The sequence below is a fragment of the Caballeronia sp. SBC1 genome, assembly GCF_011493005.1.
Lineage (GTDB): Bacteria > Pseudomonadota > Gammaproteobacteria > Burkholderiales > Burkholderiaceae > Caballeronia.
Genome location: NZ_CP049159.1, coordinates 184,039 through 203,642 on the forward strand (window position 1 = coordinate 184,039; position 19,604 = coordinate 203,642).

Here is a 19,604-nt window from a genome sequence, read left to right on the forward strand (position 1 = left end):
CGGGGACGCTTCGTCCCCAAGCGAGTCCAGACCTATACGCTCAATGCAATTCCATCTCGTGCAAGCCAACGTCTGCCGAGGAAATCAAGTTGTCGATGTCCACGAGGATGAGCATCCGTTCATGCCCGTCGCCGGGTACCGAACCGATACCCGTGATGAAGCTAACATCGGCTGCGGAGCTAAGTTCCGGAACGGGGCTGATCTGGCCGCTATCCAGCGCCAGTACGTCGCTGACTGAATCCACCACGACCCCAACGACACGCTTGCCGATATTCACCACAATGACGACGGTGAGCTCGTCGTATTTCACCGACTTGAGGCTAAATTTGATCCTCAGATCCAGGATCGGTGTAATAACGCCCCGTAGATTGATCACCCCTTTGATAAAAGCAGGCGCGTTTGCGATGCTGGTCGGGCGATCATACGAGCGAATTTCCTGAACGTGCTGGATATCGATGCCGTATTCTTCGGCCCCCAAGTTAAAAATCAGGAACTCGCCACCCGCTTGCGACACAACCACCCGCGGTTGTTCCCCCGCTTGCGCGGAGGACGCTGGCAACACGGTTGCGGCGCGAGCGCCCTCTTGAATCGGTTCCATGATCAAATCCTCCGTGTGCGCAATGTGAACCGGGTTCAAAACGTTTCCCACGCGGCCGTCTCAGGCGCGGTTTGCCCGGCAAGAGCGAGGCCAGCAGGTGCCGTGGGCCGCTTGGTTGCGATCGAGCTGCGCTTGCCGCACCGCGGGGTTGGGCGCTTGGCTGACGCGGTGCGTGCCGGTGCGCTCACGACGCGATCCGTCCCGTGCCCGAGCGACGCTGCGTCAAGACGAAAGAACGCAATCGATTCGTTTAACTGCCGACCCTGATCTTCCAGGGATTGCGAGGCGGCCGCCGCTTCTTCCACGAGCGCCGCATTTTGTTGCGTCACTTCGTCCATCTGCGTGATGGCCTGATTGACCTGCTCGATCCCGCGACTTTGTTCTCCGGAAGCGGCTGCGATCTCTTGCATGATGTCGGTCACACGTGCGACTGCCTGCGTGACTTCGGCCATCGTCTTGCCGGCGTCCTCGGCCAGCACCGAGCCATCCCGAACCTTTTGCCCCGACGTCGCGATCAAGTCCTTGATTTCTTTGGCGGCACTCGACGAACGTTGTGCGAGGCTGCGTACTTCGCTCGCCACGACAGCGAAACCCCGTCCCTGCTCGCCGGCGCGTGCCGCTTCTACCGCCGCGTTCAATGCCAGGATGTTGGTTTGAAAGGCGATCCCTTCGATGAGCCCGGTGATATCCGCAATCTTGGTCGAGCTTTGGCTAATGTCTTGCATCGTAGCAACCACCTGGCTGACGACCGCGTTGCCTTTCTGCGCCACGCTCGATGCGGTAGCGGCCAGTCCACTCGCCTGTTGCGCGCTTGCGGAATTCTGCTTCACAGTTGAAGTAAGCTCTTCCATGCTGGCTGCCGTTTCTTCCAGCGACGCCGCTTGTTCTTCGGTGCGCGAGGACAAATCCACGTTGCCTGCCGCGATCTGGCTCGACCCGCTTGCAATGCTCTCAGCGGCACTGCGAACCTGACCGATCAGCTTGACCAAACTGCCTTGCATCTCGCCCATGGACGCCAGCACGCTGCCTGAAGGTGCTTGATGCGCGCCCGGCACCGGACTCAAGTCGCCGCTGGCGACGCGTTTCGTCACCTCACTCAACACATCGGGCTCGGCTCCCAACGCACGCATCAACGTGCGCAGAAGCAGTACGCCCAAGAAACCACTCAGCACTACCGCGATCGCAATGCATGAAACCATCAGCCAGACAGCGTTTGAGCTGGCTGCATTGTTTGCTTCGCGGATATCGTGGCTGAGCTTGTCGTTGTACTCATTGTGAAGAGCGAAGCCTGCCGTGAGGGTTTGGGCTGCCGTGTCCAATGCGCCGCCGTTGAACAATATAGCCTTGGCGCCGTCCTGATCGTCCGCCCTGGATTTCTCCAAAAAGCTTTGTCGAGCCGACCGGTAGGCCACAGTATTTGCCTTGTCAGCCTCCAGGAACTTGCGATCTGTGTCGTCCGCGATATCCTCCCGCTCGTACGTCGCAAGATGCCGGTCCACACTCTTGTCCAGGTCAGCGATATCTTTCTCGACCAAGGCTTTGGCACCGCTATCGGTACTAAGCAGGTGTCGATAAGATAACCGTCGGAGGTTGCTGACATCATTCTTGGCGTCGTCAAGCTCTTTGATGCTGGGGATAATATTGACTTGGACAAAATCGAAGCGCTGCTGCGCCTGACTGAGCCGCCAAAGACCGAAGCCCCCCACCACAATCAAAGCGAGCAGCGCGACACCCAGCGTGAAGATGAGCCGTTTTCTGATAGTCATAAGTAATCCGAAATTGTGAATATTTTAATAGTAGCCATCATCTGAACATGTTTTCTAGCCAGTGGCGGCTGCAATGGCCCTGGACGCAAGCGACGCAATTAAGTGACCCCCGGCAAAGCCCTCAGGATTACCCACAAATCTGCGTTGAAGCGCAGGGAATTCGCTTGTAAACGAGGAACAGCAATGTTAACTTTGGTGCGTCCTGTTTGTAACGACATTCGACATTGGCGAGCGAAGACGATATCGACGATTGGGCAAGCACCGAGTTCAGCGGAGCCAATCTGGGTGACGCGCGCTTGGTGCGGCGTCTTGTAGCCTTGGCGCGTCGGCTCGCCTGCAGCCCGCAGGGCTCGTTTCCGCAATCGCTCAAATCCGCTGAACTCAAGGCTGCGTATCGATTCTTCGACAATACGCGGATCGATACGGACGGAGTCCTGGCGCCACACATTGAACAAACGTTGGATCGCATGAGGCAGGTACCTGTTGTGCTGGCTGTGCAGGACACGACCGAATTCAACCTGTCGCATCTGCTTGCGACCACAGGCTTGGGTTACGGTTCGGGCCGCCACGAGCGCGGTTTCCTGATGCACAGTTTGCTGGCCGTTACGCCTGAAGGTTTGCCATTGGGTGTGCTGGGCATGAAGACCTGGGCGCGTCCGGTGGAGGCATTCGGCAAGAAGCATCAACGCAAAGCTCGCCCGATCACCGAGAAAGAAAGCATCAAATGGATTGAAGGCATCGAGCATCTTGGCGCACTGAAGGCACGTTGTGCCGAAACCCGACTTGTAGGCGTGGGCGACCGTGAGAGCGACCTCTACGAACTGTTTGCCACCGAACGCCCTGATGGCGTGGATTGGCTGATTCGTGCGGCTCGCAATCGCTGTGTCCGTCATCCTCAGGAGTACCTTTGGGAAACTGTGCAAGCCACCGCACCTCTGGGCAATACTGACCTGCTGGTGCCCGCCAGAGGTAACATGCCGCAGCGTACGGCACGCCTGACATTGCGTTGCTCGGCGGTGCGACTGCGGCCACCGAGGGCGCGCGCGAGCCGCCTGACCGAAATCGACGTGTTTGCGGTTCACGCAATCGAAGATGCGCCCCCGGACGGGGTTGAACCTCTCGAGTGGATGCTGCTGAGTTCCGTGCCAACGACTACGCTTGAAGAGGTCCTTGAGCGACTGGCCTGGTATGCACGACGATGGACGATTGAATCGTGGCATCGGGTCCTGAAGAGCGGTTGCCAGATCGAGGCACGCCAGTTCGGCACACTCGAACGCTTCGTGAGGGCCACAGCCCTGTTTGCAGTCATCGCCTGGCGGATTCTGTACGCGACCTTGCTGGCACGAATCGACACGGATCTCTCCTGCGAAGTATTGCTGCAACCCGTCGAATGGCAAGCGCTGTATTGCCACACGCACCGCACCACCCAGTTGCCAAAGCACACACCCTCGCTCCAGCAGACGGTATTGTGGATCGCGATGCTGGGCGGCTATCTGAATCGCAAGCATGACCGGCCACCGGGCCCAACCGTCATGTGGCGTGGGTTCCTTGTATTGCACGAAGTCACAAAGATGTATCGGCTCTTCAGGCAGAACGAATAGCATGATCAGTCAACTTGTGGGTAATCCTGAGGGCAGAGCCGGGGGCTTACCTCACTGAGTTAAAATTCGAAAAATGCAAGTAATCGTTGAATTTGTCCTTGAAAAAAACGTAGGCTTTTACTTCCCAGACAAGGTTTCATCTCAACTTGATAGATATTAGCTTGCTGTTCTCGTGAGTGCCGAGTTCTCGCTTGTTTTTCTTGGACCCGGGCTTGCTCTGGTCTCGGTGCTCCCCATCCTGAACGCTGATCCATTTTCCGGTGATGCGATCCGGCATGGCCGGTTCCCTTCGTGCACCAGATTCATCGTCAGGCGGAGTGATCACACTCACGTCGCTCCACTCCTCACTCAATGCCTTGATGCTCTCGTAGTTGACTATCTGGGGCTCACATCGCTCAGCACGTCGCTCGCGATGGACTCAGTTCGGATCTTCCTGTCCCGCGTATCGCTCATCGGTCAGTATGCCTTGAACTGGTTCGTGGGGCCCTGTACTGGCGAGTGAGTGAACCCACGCGCATTTCATCTATCGCGGCGAGCATCACGTTGATCGTCTTGATTGGTCTTTCAATTTGAAGAAGCCGTTTGTGCCTTCAAACCGCATATTTATGCAATACTTTGGAGTACAAAGTAATATAAGGGATAATGATGACGCTCTGGACGGCCTGGTGGGACGCGATCTGGCTGCTGCGCCCCGCGTTCTCTCGCCTGCGCAGCTTCATGTGGTTCGCAACTGTCGTGGCTGGCTTGACGGTACGCACCGAGTTGCTGGGCGTGACCAGCATCGTGCGTGCGCTCAAACTGCGACCGGCTCTGTACAACAAGCTGCGTGACAGCCTGCACAGCGACGCCGTGCAGCTCGATCGGCTCTCGGTGCTGTGGACTCAGGCGGTGCTGCGCCTGTTCCCCGACCCGCTACGCGTCAATGGCCGGCGTGTCCTGGTCGGAGACGGCATCAAGGTGGCCAAGAGCGGCAGGAAGATGCCCGGCGTCAAGCTGCTCCATCAACAGTCGGACTCCAACACCAAGCCCGAGTACATCATGGGACACTCCATGCAGGCCGTCAGCATACTCGTACGGGCTGCTCAGAGCGTCTTCGCCGTCCCGCTGGCCGTGCGCATTCACGAAGGCCTGGTGTGGTCGAACCGCGATCGGCGTACCTTGCTCGACAAGATGATCTCGTTGCTGGGGATCGTCTCGGTCAACGAGCGGTTCTACTTCGTCGCCGATGCCTACTACGCTGCTGGCAAAATCGTCAAAGGCCTGCGGGATCAGGACAACCACCTGGTCACACGCGTGAAGTCCAATGCAGTCGCCTATGCCCCGTACGTGCAGCAAGGAGCCCGCAAACGGGGCCGCCCCAGGCTCTACGGTGCCAAGATCAAACTCAAATCGCTGCTGTCTGATCCACAGTCCTCACAATCAGCTCCCAGTCCAGTCTATGGTGAGCATAACGTCACCATCCAATACCGTGTCTGCGATCTACTGTGGCTGGCGGGTGGACGGCTCGTTCGCTTCGTGGCAGTGACTCACCCCAGCAGGGGTTCGTGCCTGCTCATGTGCACCGACCTCGGTCTGGATGCCGTCGAGATCATTCGCCTGTATGGATTGCGCTTCAAGATCGAGTACAGCTTCAAACAGGCGGTGCATCGGATCGGCACATTCGCGTACCACTTCTGGATGCAGGACATGAAGCCGCTCGCCCGCCGAAATGGCGATCAATACCTTCATCGCGAGTCACTCGAGTACCGTAACGCCGTCAAGCGCAAGATCCACGCCTACCACGTTTTTATGCATGCTGGCATCGTCTGTCAGGGACTGCTTCACTACCTGGCAGCGGTGTTCCCGTCTCAGGTCTGGAGTTCCTTTGGATCCTGGCTGCGCACCATCCGCCCCGGCATCCCGCCATCGGAGTTGGTCGTCGCCAACGCATTACGCCAATGCTTGCCCGAATTTCTCGTGAATAGCGCCAAAACCCATTTCTTCGCAAAATTCATCGCAGAAAGGCAGGACCCCGACACCTTCGAGATGTTCCGCCTCGGCACATAGCCGAAAAACCGCGCCTGAAGTCGGCACTCTCGAGAATTCAATTTCTTCATTGTTTTTTCAAGCCGATAGCTCAGATGAGAGCTTTTGGAAGTACTTGAGCGGATTGCCTGGTATGCGCGTCGATGGACCATCGTATCGTGGCATCGCGTTCTGAAAGGCGGTTGCCGTATCGACGCTCGTCAGTTTGGAAACCTCAATCGGTTCGAGTGCGCCACAGCCCTGTTTGCCGTCATCAGTTGGCGCATCCTGTGCGTGACCCTTCTGGCTCGAATTTACATGGATTTGCCTTGCGACGTCCTGTTGCAGCCGCTCGAATGGCAGGCGTTGCATCGCCACGCGAACAAAACGACCAAACTGCCGAAGCGTACGCCGTCGTTGCAACGATCTGTCTTGTGGATCGCAATGCTAGGCGGATACCAGAATCGCAAGCACGACTGGCCACCTGGTCTAACAGTCATCTGGCGCAGATTTCTTCTTTTGCACGATATTGTGACGATATATCGACTCTGCAGGCAAACGAATAGCTTGACCGGGCAATTAGTTTGTAATCCTACGTATTACGTGATAGGACAGCCCACATCTCAAGGTATTTCAGAGATCTAACGAAGACCCACACGCACGTGAACAATGCGCGGAGGCAAATCCGGCACGTTTGCGCAGCAACGCTCAGGCAACATCCCCAACCATGGACTGGCGGCAGCCTGTCGCACCGCAGCGGCAGGCATGCAACCGGTGGTCGTTCAGCAGCCCCGATACATTGATGCCGCAGCGACCTGCACTAATAATGCGTGCGGCGCCGTGAACGTTCATGCCGCCTTCTTCCGCGCAAGTGTGCGGGGCGGAGATCGGCCGTATGTCGAAGGTGTGCCTCAGCGCCGCCGTCGGTACTTGAAGACATGACCTTCCCGGCGTCGTTTCGGTCCGGGAAATTACCGCCCGGATTGATCCCAATTATTACGGACAGAAGCTTCTTCATCATGGCATTGATTACTCCCCATTCAGAGCTTGGCAAGATCAATCGGGCGTTGTGTCGCGTTCGTACGATGCTGCAGGTTTGTGGTCGATTCAGACGCTGCTTAACCGCGCCAGTTCGGTGTCGACCAGCAGCTTCTTCAGTTCCGGCACGCAGGACCCGCAGTTTCCGCCGGCTTTCACGCACGCGGTAATCTCCGCAGCGGTCTTTAGCCCCTGCTCGCGAATCGCCGCGCAGATCGTGTTGCGCCCGACACCGAAGCACGAGCAGACTATGGGTCCCGTATCGGCGCCCTTGCCGATCGGCTGGCCGAGCAACAGACCGACGCGGTCCTCCTCGTCGAGCTTGTACTTTGCAAACAGGCTCGCGAGCCACGCACGCGCCGGCAACTCTGGACGCGCTGATACGAAGACGCAGTTTTCGATACGATCGCCGACCAAGTGCACGGCGCGATAGATACCCGCCGTGCGGTCCTCATACTCGAGCCAGTCGGCGTGCGGATCATCAATGCTGAACAGCGCGCGCGCCCAACTGCCATGATCCTCGTCTGCGTTGAGCGGGTTGCGACCCGCGAGCTCGTAGCGCACGAACTGCGCGCCATAAACACGGGTCCAGTACGTGACACCGTCCAGTACCGGGGCGTGGCGGCTCAGCGAGAACCCGTGCCAGGAGACGTGAAACTTGTCAACGCGAACCGGCGTATGTTTGAACTCGGGCTCCCCGGAGACCGGATCGACCGCCGGATTCACCACTGCACCGACGCGAGCGTCGGAGGCGACCTGATCGTTCCAGTGAATCGGCACAAACACGCTGCCGCGCGACATGCCGCCACCATGCTGCACGCGTGCGACCATCGCACCCCAGCGGCTCGATACGCATGCCAGTTCACCTTCACGCACACCGCACGACAGTGCATCCTGTGGATGCATGTCGACAAACGCTTCCGTCACATGACCTGCCAGCTTTTCCGACTTACCCGTGCGGGTCATTGTGTGCCATTGGTCACGTATCCGGCCAGTGTTCAACGTCAGCGGATATTCGTCATCCGGTGCGTTGGCCGGAGTGCGTGGCGGCGTCGCGACGAAACGCGCCTTGCCATCAGCGTGGCTATAGCGGCGATCGCCGAACAGCCGCGCTGTGCCATGCACGGCCGCGTCTTTCGTCGCGAGAACTGGCCACTGGACGGGCTGCAACGCGTCGTAACGTTCGCGACCGAGGCCGACGAGGCCAGCCAAGTTGAACGCGCGGCGCACGCTGCCCTCGATCAGCTCGTCGCCAATTCCGTTAGCGATCTGGCCACCCTCGTTGCGCCAGGCGCTCAGCCGCGCGTGCTCATCGAAAATCTCGTGCGGGCCAGAGAAATCGAAGCCCGCATAGCCCATCCGCTGCGCAACGTCGCAGATGATCCTCCAGTCAGCGCGTGCTTCTCCGGGCGCCGGAAGGAACGAACGCTGGCGCGAGATCCTGCGCTCGGAGTTGGTGACGGTGCCGTCCTTTTCTCCCCAGCCGAGCGCCGGCAGCAGGATATGGGCAAACGCATTGGTGTCGGTGTTCTCAACAATGTCGGAACTGACAACGAGTTCGCAGCGCGCGAGCGCGCGCTTTGCCTGGTCGCCGTCGGGCAGGCTCACGACTGGGTTCGTGCCCATGATCCAGACCGCCTTGATCCTGCCTTGCTCGATCGCCTCGAAGAGTTCGACTGCCTTGAGTCCCGGCCGCGAGGCGATGGCAGGTGCTCCCCAGAATATCTGGACCAGTTCGCGATGCCCAGGGTTGTCGAGTTCCAGATGTGCGGCCAGCATGTTCGCGAGACCGCCAACCTCACGCCCACCCATCGCGTTTGGCTGTCCGGTGACCGAGAACGGCCCCATCCCTGGTTTGCCGATACGGCCGGTCAGCAGATGGCAATTGATAATGCTGTTGACCTTGTCTGTGCCAGAGGTGGACTGGTTCACGCCTTGTGAATACACCGTCACCACCCGCTCGGTCCGCGCGAAGAGTCGATAGAACTCGAGGAGATCGTGCGTGTCGACTTTGCAGGCCTTGGCGCACTGCCCAAGGTCAAAGCCATTCGCTGCGCCGGCTGACGCGGCATCGAGCGCCTGCGCATAGCCGGTCGTGTGTGCGTCGACGAAACCGGCAGCGCTCGCGCCATGTTCCGCGAGAAAACTGAGCAAGCCGTTGAACAGCCAGACGTCGGTGCCCGCCTTCAGCGGCAGGTGCAGGTCAGCCATTTCACAGGTCGCGGTATAGCGCGGGTCGATCACGACCACCTTCATATTGGGCCGCGTTTCCTTCATCTTGATGATTCGCTGGAAGAGGATCGGATGGCACCACGCCGTATTCGACCCGACCAGCACAACGAGGTCCGCCAGTTCGAGGTCCTCGTAGCACACCGGCACCAGGTCCTCACCGAACGCTCGCTTGTGCCCAGCGACCGACGATGACATGCACAAGCGCGAATTGGTATCGATGTTCGCGCTGCCGACATAGCCCTTCATCAGCTTGTTTGCGACGTAGTAGTCCTCGGTCAACAACTGCCCTGAGACGTAGAGCGCGACGGCATCCGGGCCGTGCTGATCGATGACCCGGCGAAAGCCGCCAGCGACCGCATCGAGCGCATCGCTCCAAGACACGTCGCGCAATGCGCCGCTGGCCGGCTCGCGCAGCTTCGGATGCAGCAGGCGTCCGTCGAGCCCGATTGTTTCGCCGAGCGCCGAGCCTTTCACACACAGCCGGCCGTAGTTCGCTGGGTGGAGTTCGTCGCCGGCAATGTCAAGCTGGCCATCCGGGCGCGCAGTCGCGCGAACGCCGCAGCCGACGCCGCAGTACGGACAGGTGGTGCGCACAGCGTCGCGGTTCCCTTCTGGCGCCCTGGAAATGACAATGGGGAAATTCACGTTCGGTTCCGGTTCATGCGGGCTGAGCCTCGCATAGTGCCTTGCCGAACAGCAGCTGGCTGCGCAGTGCAGAAATGTCGGTCCGGTTCTGGATCAGCTCGAAGTACCATGCTCCGTCCTTGACATCCCCGTAAAGGACTGCGCCGATCACGCGGCTACCCTCGATCACCAGACGCTTGTAGACGCCGCGGCGCGGATCTCGCAGCACCAGGTCTTCACTACCTGGGCCACCGATGAAGTCGCCAGCGGAGTACAGGTCGACCCCGGTGACCTTCAGCTTGGTCGCGGTAGCGCTCTGCACGAAACGGCGGTGGCCCGCGCCCGCCAAGTGCGCCCCGCACACGCGTGCCTGGTCCCAGATCGGTGCTACCAGGCCGAAAGTCGCCATCCGGTGTTGCACGCATTCGCCGACAGCGTAGATGCGCGGATCGTAGGTCTGCATCGTGTCATCGACGACAACCGCACGCTCGCAGTGCAGACCAGCCTGTTGAGCGAGCTCAATGTTCGGGCGCACCCCGGCCGTCATCACAACGAGGTCAGCAGGAATCTCAGTGCCATCGTCAAAGCGCACCGCGGTGACGCGATCCGACCCGACGATCTCCGTCGTGCGGGCGCTCAGCAGGAAACGTAGCCCCTTGCGCTCCAGCGCCTGTTGCAGCAGGGCCGAAGCGCTCCTGTCGAGCTGCCGCTCCATCAGGCTGTCCATGACGTGTACAACGGTCACTGACATGCCTTGGCGCAGGAGTCCGTTCGCCGCCTCCAGGCCGAGCAGGCCGCCGCCGATGATCACCGCATGACGATGATGACGCGCCGCGGTGAGCATCGTTTCGACATCCTGGATATCGCGAAAGGCGATCACCCCGGGCAATTCATGACCCGGCACCGGAATCAGGAACGGCTTCGAGCCGGTCGCGAGCAGCAGCCGGTCATAGCCCACCTCGACGCCGCCTCGCGAGCGTACGACTCGGCGCGTGCGGTCGATCGCGACCACAGGATCGCCCGCATGCAGTCGGATACCGTTATCTTCGTACCAGTCACGCGTGTTGAGGATAATGTCATCGACACTCTTCTCGCCCGCGAGCACTGGCGAAAGCAGGATGCGGTTGTAGTTGCCGTACGGCTCGGCGCCGAATACGGTGATGTCATAGAGGTCCGGCGCAAGCTCGAGCAGTTCCTCGACAGTGCGCATGCCAGCCATGCCATTGCCGACGACAACGAGACGCGGGCGCGGGTGGGAAGGCGCGGTGAACGATGCGCCTCCTGAGGTCTGCGCGGCGTATTCGCGCCTCATGCAGCGACCCATACCTTGCCGCTCTCGACGCGCACCGGATAGGCGCTGACCGAATGCTCGGGCGCCTCGAGGCACTCGCCGGTGCGCAGATCGAAATGTTGCTTGTAGATTGGCGAGGCAACCACGATGCGCTCACCGAGGTTGCCGATCAACCCGCGCGAAAGCACCGCTGCCTGCGAACACGGATCGTAGTTCTGGATCGCGTACACGCTGCCCTCGCCGCCCGCGACATGGAACACCGCCACCTGTGCGCCGTTCACGAGCGCGCACACGCCGGTATTGGGCACGATGTCGCCGAGCGCGCACACCTTCACCCAGGATTGCGTGATTCGATCGTTGTTCATGATGAGTTCCTCGAGGTAAGTGGCTGGATGTTCAAACGGTCTCGACGACCACGGGAACGGGGAACTGTTTCGCTTGCCGCTCGGAAGGCGTGGCGGGACGGATCTGGCCGCGCTCCTCGACAAAGGTCACGTTCTCGTCGACCTTGTCGCTGTTGACGAAATGGCGGAAGCGCTTGCGGGTCTCGGGATCGGTCACGGCTTTCTTCCACTCGCACTCGTAGGTACTGACCACGTGCTGCATCTCCACTTCCAACTCCGCGGCGAGTCCCAGCTTGTCGTGCACCACGACGTCGATCAGATATTCGAGGCCGCCCTCGAGATTGTCGCGCCAGACGCTCGTGCGCTGCAGACGGTCGGCCGTGCGTACATAGAACATCAGAAAGCGGTCGATGTAGCGCACCAGCGTCTCGCGATCAAGATCCGCTGCGAGCATTTCGGCGTGGCGCGGCTTCATCCCGCCGTTGCCGCACACATAAAGATTCCAGCCCTTTTCGGTGGCGATGATGCCGACGTCCTTGCCTTGGGCTTCAGCGCATTCGCGGGTGCAGCCTGACACGCCGAACTTGAGCTTGTGCGGCGAACGCAGGCCCTTGTAGCGGTTTTCCAGGACCACGGCGAGCCCAACCGAGTCACCGACGCCGTAGCGGCACCACGTCGAGCCTACACACGACTTCACGGTGCGCAGCGATTTGCCGTACGCATGACCCGATTCGAAGCCGGCCGCGATCAGTTCTTCCCAGATCAGCGGCAACTGATCCACCCGCGCGCCGAACAGGTCGACGCGCTGGCCGCCGGTGATCTTTGTATAGAGCCCGTATTTCTTCGCCACCTGGCCGACTGCGATGAGGCCTTCGGGCGTGACCTCGCCGCCGGGCATGCGTGGCACGACCGAGTAGGTGCCGTCGCGCTGGATGTTGGCGAGGTAGTAGTCGTTCGAGTCCTGCAAGCCTGCATGTTCCTTCTTCAGCACGAACTCGTTCCAGCACGAAGCGAGAATCCCGGCGACGGCGGGCTTGCAGACGTCGCAGCCCAGGCCGTGCCCATGCTTTTCCAGAAGCGCGCTAAAGGCCTTGATACGCTCGACGCGCACAATGTGATACAGCTCCTGGCGCGAGTACGGAAAGTGCTCGCACAGGTGGTTGTTGACCGCGAGCCCCTGCTTCTTCATCTCGGCCTTCATCACCTGCGTGACGAGCGGCACGCAGCCGCCGCACGAAGTGCCGGCGCACGTCGCGCTCTTCACTGCACCGATACTGGTCGCGCCCGTACATACCGCTGCGCAGATTTCGCCTTTGGAGACGTTGTTGCATGAGCAGATCTGCGCGGTCTCGGGCAGCGCATCGACCCCGAGCCCCGGCTTGGCCTTGCCGTCGCTTTGCGGCAGGATCAGGAATTCAGGCGCGTCGGGCAACTCGATGCGGTTGAGCATCATCTGCAGCAGCGTGCCGTATTCGGCCGCGTCGCCCACCATCACGGCGCCGAGCAGTTGCTTGCCGCACTCCGACACCACCAGCTTCTTGTAGACCTGTTTGCGCTCGTCACTGAACTGGTATGTGCGGCTGCCCGGCGTCTTGCCGTGCGCATCACCGATGCTCGCGACATCCACGCCCATCAGCTTGAGCTTGGTGCTCATGTCCGCACCGCCAAAACCGGCCTGATCGCCCAGCAAGTGCTTCGCTGTGACGCGGGCCATCTCATAGCCAGGCGCGACGAGCCCATACACCATGCCGTTCCAGGCCGCGCATTCGCCGATTGCGTAGATGTCGGAGTCGCTCGTGCGGCAGGTATCGTCGATCGCGATGCCGCCGCGCGGACCCAGTTCGAGGCCGCAGGTGCGCGCGATCTCATCGCGTGGACGAATGCCCGCGGAGAACACGATCATGTCGGTGTCGAGGTGCGTGCCGTCGGCGAACTGCATGCGGTGCGTGCCCGACTCGCCGTCGACAATCTCGAGCGTCTGCTTGCTGGTGTGGACCTGCACACCCAGTTCCTCGATCTTGCCGCGCAGCACCCGTGCGCCGCCATCGTCGACCTGCACCGCCATCAGGCGCGGCGCAAACTCGACGACGTGCGCCGTGAGTCCCATGTCGTGCAGCGCCTTCGCGCATTCGAGCCCAAGCAAGCCGCCGCCCACCACCACGCCCGTCTTGGCCCGCACACCGCAAGCCTGCATCGCTTCGAGATCTTCGATGGTACGGTAGACGAAGCAGTCCTTACGGTCGTTGCCCGTGATGGGCGGCACGAATGGCGAGGAGCCGGTGGCGAGTACCAGTTTGTCGTAGGAAAGCGTCTCGCCGCTTGAGATCCTCACGGTGCGAGCCGCGCGGTCGATCGACACGGCCTTCGCGTTGAGCTTGAGCAGCACGTTCTCGCGCTCGAAGAAGCCGGGCTTGACGAGCGACAGATCCTGCGCAGACTTGCCCGCGAAGAATTCGGACAGGTGCACGCGGTCATACGCGGGTCGGGGCTCCTCGCACAGCACAGTAACGTGCAGCGTCGACCTCGCGTCGTCGACAAGGCATTCAAGAAGCTTGTGACCCACCATCCCGTGGCCAATGACGACAACGTTCACGAGAGGGGTTTCATTCATTTCCAACGCGGTTCGCGACATGATTTTCGTCCGGCAAATAAAAAACGTCCCGCGGATCCAGTCGTCAAGCGACTGAATTCGGGGGACGTCATTGTCCAAAAGCCCGTTAGCTAAAGAGGTGACTTTTGCTGCATGCTGGCCGGACCGTCGTTGGTCTGCCACGCATAATTATGCAAAGGGCGTGCCATGCGGCTCAGCGGCCCTAACCACGGGCGTTGCACGATATTGGCGCACGTTAGGACGCTGCAGGACGATGCATTTTGATGCGGCCGGGCACAAGGGCGGTGCAGTGCAGCACATGATCCGTGCAACATGTCCAATGAAGGTGGCTGGTTTTGGCCGTGATCCTGAGCAAACCTTAGTGAGCGGCCTGGAGTCTTCTTGCATGAGGCGTCGCGGGTCGTTGTGGCGACTTCCTCGCAAGTGCGCGGTCTGGTGGAGACCGCCGCGCCCTGCGCGCGTTCGTGCCGTCGTGTCGAGTCATTGCATTACGTCCTGGTCAGACGCAATCTGGCGTGGATATTGCCTCCGTCTGCATGCGCGGCAACGATGCCGGCGCACAGAAGCAAGCTGCATGTGGCGCGTGATTCGCCCACGCGCAGCACAAGCAGACAAGTTCAGGACAACGGCGTCCCCTCGTTCAACGCGACGAGCGGACGCCTTTTTCATTGGGCGGTGCGCTCGTCTAACAAGCCGCATCAGGACGTATATGGACATCACCACAGCCACGGGCAAGGTCACTTTACTTAGCGCGGGTCCGGGCGACCTCGATTTGCTCACGATCCGGGCAGCGAAGCTGCTGGCAACCGCCGATGTGGTGCTGCTCGACGATCTCGTCAATCCCGAGATCGTTTCGCTGGCACCGCAGGCACGCGTCATCAAGGTCGGCAAGCGCGGCGGATGCAAGTCGACCCCGCAGGCGTTCATTCAGCGCCTGATGTTGCGCTACGCGCGCGCGGGCCGTCACGTGGTGCGTGTGAAAGGCGGAGACGCCCTGCTGTTTGGACGCGCTGGCGAAGAGCTGGCGGAATTGCGGCGCGCACAGATTCCGTACGAAATCGTCAATGGAATTTCGTCTGGGTTTGCCGCGGCGGCAGGCCTCGGTATTTCGCTGACGCATCGCGATCACTGTCAGGGTGTGACGTTCATCACCGCGCATCTGCGCGACGGCAGCGAACCCGACTGGGCCGTGCTTGCCGCCGCCGGCACGACGCTCGCAATTTATATGGGCATGAGCCGCATCGAGAGCCTGTGTGCTTCACTCATGTCGACCCTGCCGGGCAGCACGCCCGCTGCGGTGGTTCAATCGGCGGGCGGCACCGCCGAGCGGCGCGCGCTCGCGACACTCGACTCTCTTGCCGCGAGCGCGCGTGCCGCCGGTCTTGGCAGCCCGGCCGTTATCCTTGTTGGCAACGCGATCGGCGCGGCGATGGCGTGCACTCTACACGAGTCAAGCGCGGGCCAGATCGATGCATTGCCGCTCTCTTCCCATGCGCGGTGCGGCGCGCACGATGCGGCTTTGCGCAGCGCCTGATCTAAACGCTAAAAGCACCAAACGTTAGACGGCTTTGGCCCGCGTCGTCTGACGCGCGCCATTGTTCATTCAACCTGTGCGGTCCTTCTTGCAAATGCAGGTGCAGAGGATTCCGACCAAGCCTGTTCGAAGTGCGCGCTGAATGCACGCGCCGGCCTGAAACCAGCGCGCACGACCACACACCTCCCTCCAGATCACGCACCGCTATCAGCGCGCGCCCCCGCAGCCTGAATCGGGTTCGCAACGACCAGGCTCTCTGCAGGCAACGCCCACGTGAGCCAGCGTGCGCGATGCAAGGCGACCAGCGCGAAGGCAAGCGCCGAGATGACGCCAAAGGTCGCAAAACCCATCTGATAGCTGCCGGTGCTTTCCTTGGCCATCCCCATGACGACTGGCAGATAGAATCCCCCGATCCCGCCTGCTGCGCCGATGATGCCGGACATCAACCCGGTCTTACCCTTCCAGCGTTGCGGCACCAGTTGGAACGTCGCACCATTGCCGAGCCCGAAACACAGGTAGGTGACCACCAGCAGCACAATCCCGGCCGGCAGCGGTGGCATCCACGCGGCGAACGTAAAGTCGCACGCAGAGATTCCGGCGAGCAGCAGGACAAGCGCGCGCACACCCGAAATCCGGTCCGCGATTAGACCGCCGATCGGGCGCACGAGCGCACCAGTGAAAGCGAGCAGCGACATGAACAGACCCGCCTCCAGCTTCGGCAATTGATACAGCGACACCAGCAGCGTGGTCACGTAGGACGACATGCCGACGAAGCCGCCAAACGTGATGCTATAGACCAGCATCACCACCCACGTATCCCCTTCTACCAGCACGCTGCGGTAATGCTTCGGCAATACCCCGATGGCCAGTAGCGCACCCAGCACCGGCAGCAGCAACACGCCCGTTTTGCCCGCGCCGAAGACACCCGCGTGTACAGCCAGCACGAGCGCGATCAGTCCGGCGAGCGTAATGCAGAAACTGCCGAACGCGCGCGACGCGCTACCCGACTTGGGTCCCAGATCCTTCGCCCAAACGAATAGCGCTGACGCTGCCAATGCCAACAACGGCAACGCAGCGCCCGTCGCTTTCGCCCAGCCGAAATGCTCTGCGAGGTCCGGGAACATGAATCCGTCGAGCACCGCGCCGATGTTGCCCGCGGCGGCGAGCCCGAGCACGAGGCCCTGCACCTTGGGTGGATAGTTGCTTCCGGCCATCGGCAGCGCGACGGCGAAGCTTGCACCACCGACGCCGAGAAACACGCCGAGCACGAGCAGCAACGTATAGGACGGAGCAGACGGCGACAGCAGCAGGATGACAGAAGGCAAAGCCGACAGCGCGATACCCATCAACGCAATGCGCCGGCCGTTGTGGGCCTGATACAGGTTGCCGAGCGTCACTCGCAGGATGGCCGCGCCAAGCACCGGAACCGCAACCAGGAAGCCCAGTTCGGCGGGAGACATCGCTATATCTTTGTGGATGAACGGCGCGAGTGGCCCGAACATCACCCACACGGTGAAACCGGTATCGAAGTAGAGGAAACACGCAAGCAACGCGCGCCAGTTACCGCTCGATAGCGAATTCAGCAGGTTTTTCATGGGTCTCTCTCTGGGGGCGAAGGCTATTGAAAAGCGCGATCAGCACGGATGTGCTGATCTTGCGGACGAACGCTGCTTCGAGGCGACGCCTCGTCGGCGCTATGCGTGTTGACGACGCTATGGATCAACTGGTCCATCTCCTTGATGATGTCGGCGAGTACCGTGGTGATCACCGCGAATTCCCGGCCGAATTGCCCCGCACGCGCGGCGGCGATGCGCGCATTGAGGGCCACGATATTGGACTGCGTGGAGATGTTTCCGAGCCGCTCTGCGATGTCGCTCTGACGCTTGAGCGAAGCGGTCTCGACGCTGCGCATCTTCTGTTGATAGGCGAGCGTTATTTCCTGCAGGAGTTCGAGCAGCGGCGTCGCTTGAACAACGAGTGCATCAGTCTTCTCGCGACCGTCGGTCGTGCCCGACTCGAGACACGACACAGCGTGATGCGCTTGCGCGATAAATCGCTGGATCCTTTCGTCTGCGCCTTGAGTGCCGAAATAGAGCTGATGCAGGGCTTCCGAAAATACGCCCGTCAACGGACCATCGCCGCTTACGAGGTCGGCGTGCGTTTGCGCAAACGTGGTCAGGCAGTCCTTGACCACTGTCAGTGCGGCGCCATCGCCGTGTGATGCGAGCAGCACATGCAGAACGATGCGCTGCGAGAGCATCCGCTGCCTTCCTGACAGATTGATGAGCTGTCCGATGGTCCGCGCTGAGATTTCTTCGCGGCTTGATTTTGTCCACTGCTTCATGAGTGAGGCCGATATTCCGAGACCGTTGACCCGATCACAAAGCGTGAACCAGGACGAGACTCGTGATGGTTGATCGAGCGCACAAAAAAAAGCGTCCCGAGCAGCAACCGCGCCCCGATTGCTCGGTCGCACAGTTGACGCTCGGGACGCCGTTGTCCCTGGTGGCCGCTCTACATGAGCGGCCGGAGAAGATTCGATACGCTGAGGCCTCCGTTGGCCCCGGTCCGAATCAATGCAATAGCCGTGCCAAAATCCGCGTGGCGCGGATCATCCGTACTCTCATCGGCACGTTCCAACGTTGCGCCAATCGGCTATTGGTAAGCCCAGCGGGGCTCGGCAATTCAATGATGTATCACCCGATCGTCGAATTTAATGAAAATCGGCAGGTTCATCGCACTGCACGTGATAGTTTGTCGCTCACTGCGAAACACGGATTTGCGACCTGAGTTGGTGCGATGCGATGATGCACCGCACTATGACTGTGCGCCACGTGGACCCAGGCTGCAACGTCACAGTCAGCCGGTGGACCATCGAGCAGCGTGACGACGTGCAGTCGCACACCACTAGCGCATCGCGCTCCAGTCACGGCCCATCATCCGGACCGATAGCGCTGTCGGCAGTGAACGCGACGCCTGAGGTTCGCCTCATGTTCTTGGCTCGGGGGGATGCATCGACCTAGTCGGCACACAAAAAAAAGCACCCCGAGGGTGCCTTAAATGAACCTTATTATTGTTGTTGGTCTCTCTCGCACGGATCCCAAATGCCGAAGGCGCCTCAGTAAGTGAATTGAAACCACTACAGTGGTGACTTGGAGATGCTCCGATACGTGAGGGTACTAACGGCACGAATCGGTCAAACTTGAGGGATTTGGGAAATCTACTAATCGCAACGAAATAGGCAAAAATCGAAATTAACCCCTCCCATCCGTGAGTAGTGCGAGAAACATGAAGGGCGAACCCTCACATACCGGCGATATTAATGTGTCTGGACAAAGCAGTCCTGATCATCGATCAATGGAGCCAACAATCTCTTCAGGCCACCTCGAAGAGAACCCCGCACGACACGCGGTCCAGCAGCAAGGCATGGTTTTCCCCGGTCCACCAGCGCGCAAAAAAACCTTCCGGATGATGCCCGATGACAATCAAGTCGATCTTCAAAGAATTGGCGAGGCGCGGAATCTGATCGACGGGATTGCCCGTCGCAAAATGGCCCGTTGCAATGACGTCCCACTCGCGGAGCTTGTCCACGCCCTCCTGGAGAATCTCACGGGCAGCCTGTTCGTCGAGGTCGAAGTCGACCGCGGACAAGACATCAAACCCGCGTGACCAATACGAGCAGTCGAGAATCGAAAGCAGGTGGGTCTCGGCGTGCAGTTGCTTCGCAAGCATTGCGCCGTAGCGTAACGCAGTCCTGCCCTCCGGCGATGCGTCGTAACACAGCAGAATCCGATTGAACGGGGACATCATCGTTTCCTTTACGGAAGCGCCGGCAGGTATCCAGCCAAAGCTTGCCCGTCTCGACGGCGATGTTGATCAGCCCCGGCCGGGCGTCCAGCGTGGTTCCGTGTGACTCTCCGGAAGCTCTCCTCCGGAAGCTCTCCTCCGGAAGCTCTCCTCC

At 60.4% G+C, this 19,604-nt stretch carries 13 protein-coding genes; 4 read left to right on the forward strand and 9 right to left on the reverse strand.

Annotated elements, in window-relative coordinates; genetic code table 11:
• Positions 1–40 precede the first annotated feature (40 nt).
• Together SBC1_RS35830 and SBC1_RS40470 are read right to left on the reverse strand one after the other, a co-directional pair.
• Positions 41–598, reverse strand: a complete 558-nt coding sequence (locus SBC1_RS35830) for a chemotaxis protein CheW (protein WP_165105449.1) — start codon at positions 596–598, stop codon at positions 41–43.
• Positions 599–633: 35 nt separating this feature from the next.
• The gene (locus tag SBC1_RS40470; protein WP_165989175.1) at positions 634–2,364 is read right to left on the reverse strand and encodes a methyl-accepting chemotaxis protein; all 1,731 of its coding nucleotides are present in this window, start codon (positions 2,362–2,364) and stop codon (positions 634–636) included.
• A 224-nt stretch (positions 2,365–2,588) separates the two neighbouring features.
• Here SBC1_RS40470 and SBC1_RS35840 point away from each other — a divergent pair, with 224 nt between their 5' ends.
• The 3 genes from SBC1_RS35840 to SBC1_RS35850 all read left to right on the forward strand — a co-directional run bounded on the left by SBC1_RS35840 (position 2,589) and on the right by SBC1_RS35850 (position 6,614).
• The gene (locus tag SBC1_RS35840) at positions 2,589–3,965 is read left to right on the forward strand and encodes an IS4 family transposase (RefSeq protein ID WP_075358900.1); all 1,377 of its coding nucleotides are present in this window, start codon (positions 2,589–2,591) and stop codon (positions 3,963–3,965) included.
• A 645-nt stretch (positions 3,966–4,610) separates the two neighbouring features.
• The gene (locus tag SBC1_RS35845; RefSeq protein ID WP_370469610.1) at positions 4,611–6,011 is read left to right on the forward strand and encodes a transposase; all 1,401 of its coding nucleotides are present in this window, start codon (positions 4,611–4,613) and stop codon (positions 6,009–6,011) included.
• A gap of 84 nt (positions 6,012–6,095) precedes the next feature.
• Positions 6,096–6,614 (forward strand): IS4 family transposase, encoded by a 519-nt coding sequence (locus tag SBC1_RS35850; protein ID WP_165105444.1) that lies wholly within the window; start codon positions 6,096–6,098, stop codon positions 6,612–6,614.
• 462 nt (positions 6,615–7,076) lie between these two features.
• On the opposite strand, the gene SBC1_RS35855 is transcribed toward SBC1_RS35850, so the two are convergent.
• Genes SBC1_RS35855 through nirB form a run of 4 tightly spaced genes read right to left on the reverse strand, consistent with a single transcriptional unit; the run spans position 7,077 to position 14,091 of the window.
• Positions 7,077–9,884, reverse strand: a complete 2,808-nt coding sequence (locus SBC1_RS35855; RefSeq protein ID WP_165105441.1) for a nitrate reductase — start codon at positions 9,882–9,884, stop codon at positions 7,077–7,079.
• 13 nt (positions 9,885–9,897) lie between these two features.
• On the reverse strand, positions 9,898–11,175 hold the full coding sequence (locus SBC1_RS35860; RefSeq protein WP_165105439.1) for an NAD(P)/FAD-dependent oxidoreductase: 1,278 nt from the start codon (positions 11,173–11,175) through the stop codon (positions 9,898–9,900).
• Complete coding sequence (gene nirD / locus SBC1_RS35865; RefSeq protein ID WP_165105436.1) at positions 11,172–11,519, reverse strand: nitrite reductase small subunit NirD; 348 nt, start codon at positions 11,517–11,519, stop codon at positions 11,172–11,174. Before nirD ends, SBC1_RS35860 begins: the two co-directional genes overlap by 4 nt.
• A 31-nt stretch (positions 11,520–11,550) precedes the next feature.
• Positions 11,551–14,091 (reverse strand): nitrite reductase large subunit NirB, encoded by a 2,541-nt coding sequence (nirB, locus tag SBC1_RS35870; protein WP_165106540.1) that lies wholly within the window; start codon positions 14,089–14,091, stop codon positions 11,551–11,553.
• A 727-nt stretch (positions 14,092–14,818) separates the two neighbouring features.
• On the opposite strand from nirB, the gene cobA reads away from it, so the two are divergent.
• Complete coding sequence (cobA, locus tag SBC1_RS35875) at positions 14,819–15,643, forward strand: uroporphyrinogen-III C-methyltransferase (RefSeq protein ID WP_165105433.1); 825 nt, start codon at positions 14,819–14,821, stop codon at positions 15,641–15,643.
• A gap of 194 nt (positions 15,644–15,837) precedes the next feature.
• Here cobA and SBC1_RS35880 read toward each other — a convergent pair whose 3' ends face one another.
• From SBC1_RS35880 to SBC1_RS35890, 3 genes are all read right to left on the reverse strand, one after another.
• The gene (locus SBC1_RS35880) at positions 15,838–17,238 is read right to left on the reverse strand and encodes an MFS transporter (protein WP_165105431.1); all 1,401 of its coding nucleotides are present in this window, start codon (positions 17,236–17,238) and stop codon (positions 15,838–15,840) included.
• A gap of 23 nt (positions 17,239–17,261) precedes the next feature.
• A complete protein-coding gene (locus SBC1_RS35885) occupies positions 17,262–17,903 on the reverse strand; it encodes a methyl-accepting chemotaxis protein (protein WP_370469732.1) in 642 nt (213 codons plus the stop codon).
• Positions 17,904–19,018: 1,115 nt separating this feature from the next.
• Positions 19,019–19,450 carry a universal stress protein gene (locus SBC1_RS35890; RefSeq protein ID WP_165106537.1) on the reverse strand — a complete coding sequence of 144 codons (432 nt, stop codon included), beginning with the start codon at positions 19,448–19,450 and terminating at the stop codon, positions 19,019–19,021.
• Positions 19,451–19,604 lie beyond the last annotated feature (154 nt).

What these genes read in the sequence shown, in the direction of transcription:
- SBC1_RS35830 (WP_165105449.1), bottom strand. Translation starts at nt 598, where the DNA reads ATGGAACCGATTCAAGAGGGCGCTCGCGCCGCAACCGTGTTGCCAGCG.
- SBC1_RS40470 (WP_165989175.1), bottom strand. Translation starts at nt 2,364, where the DNA reads ATGACTATCAGAAAACGGCTCATCTTCACGCTGGGTGTCGCGCTGCTC.
- SBC1_RS35845 (WP_370469610.1), top strand. Translation starts at nt 4,611, where the DNA reads ATGACGCTCTGGACGGCCTGGTGGGACGCGATCTGGCTGCTGCGCCCC.
- SBC1_RS35860 (WP_165105439.1), bottom strand. Translation starts at nt 11,175, where the DNA reads ATGAGGCGCGAATACGCCGCGCAGACCTCAGGAGGCGCATCGTTCACC.
- nirD (WP_165105436.1), bottom strand. Translation starts at nt 11,519, where the DNA reads ATGAACAACGATCGAATCACGCAATCCTGGGTGAAGGTGTGCGCGCTC.
- cobA (WP_165105433.1), top strand. Translation starts at nt 14,819, where the DNA reads ATGGACATCACCACAGCCACGGGCAAGGTCACTTTACTTAGCGCGGGT.
- SBC1_RS35880 (WP_165105431.1), bottom strand. Translation starts at nt 17,238, where the DNA reads ATGAAAAACCTGCTGAATTCGCTATCGAGCGGTAACTGGCGCGCGTTG.
- SBC1_RS35885 (WP_370469732.1), bottom strand. Translation starts at nt 17,903, where the DNA reads ATGCTCTCGCAGCGCATCGTTCTGCATGTGCTGCTCGCATCACACGGC.
- SBC1_RS35890 (WP_165106537.1), bottom strand. Translation starts at nt 19,450, where the DNA reads ATGTCCCCGTTCAATCGGATTCTGCTGTGTTACGACGCATCGCCGGAG.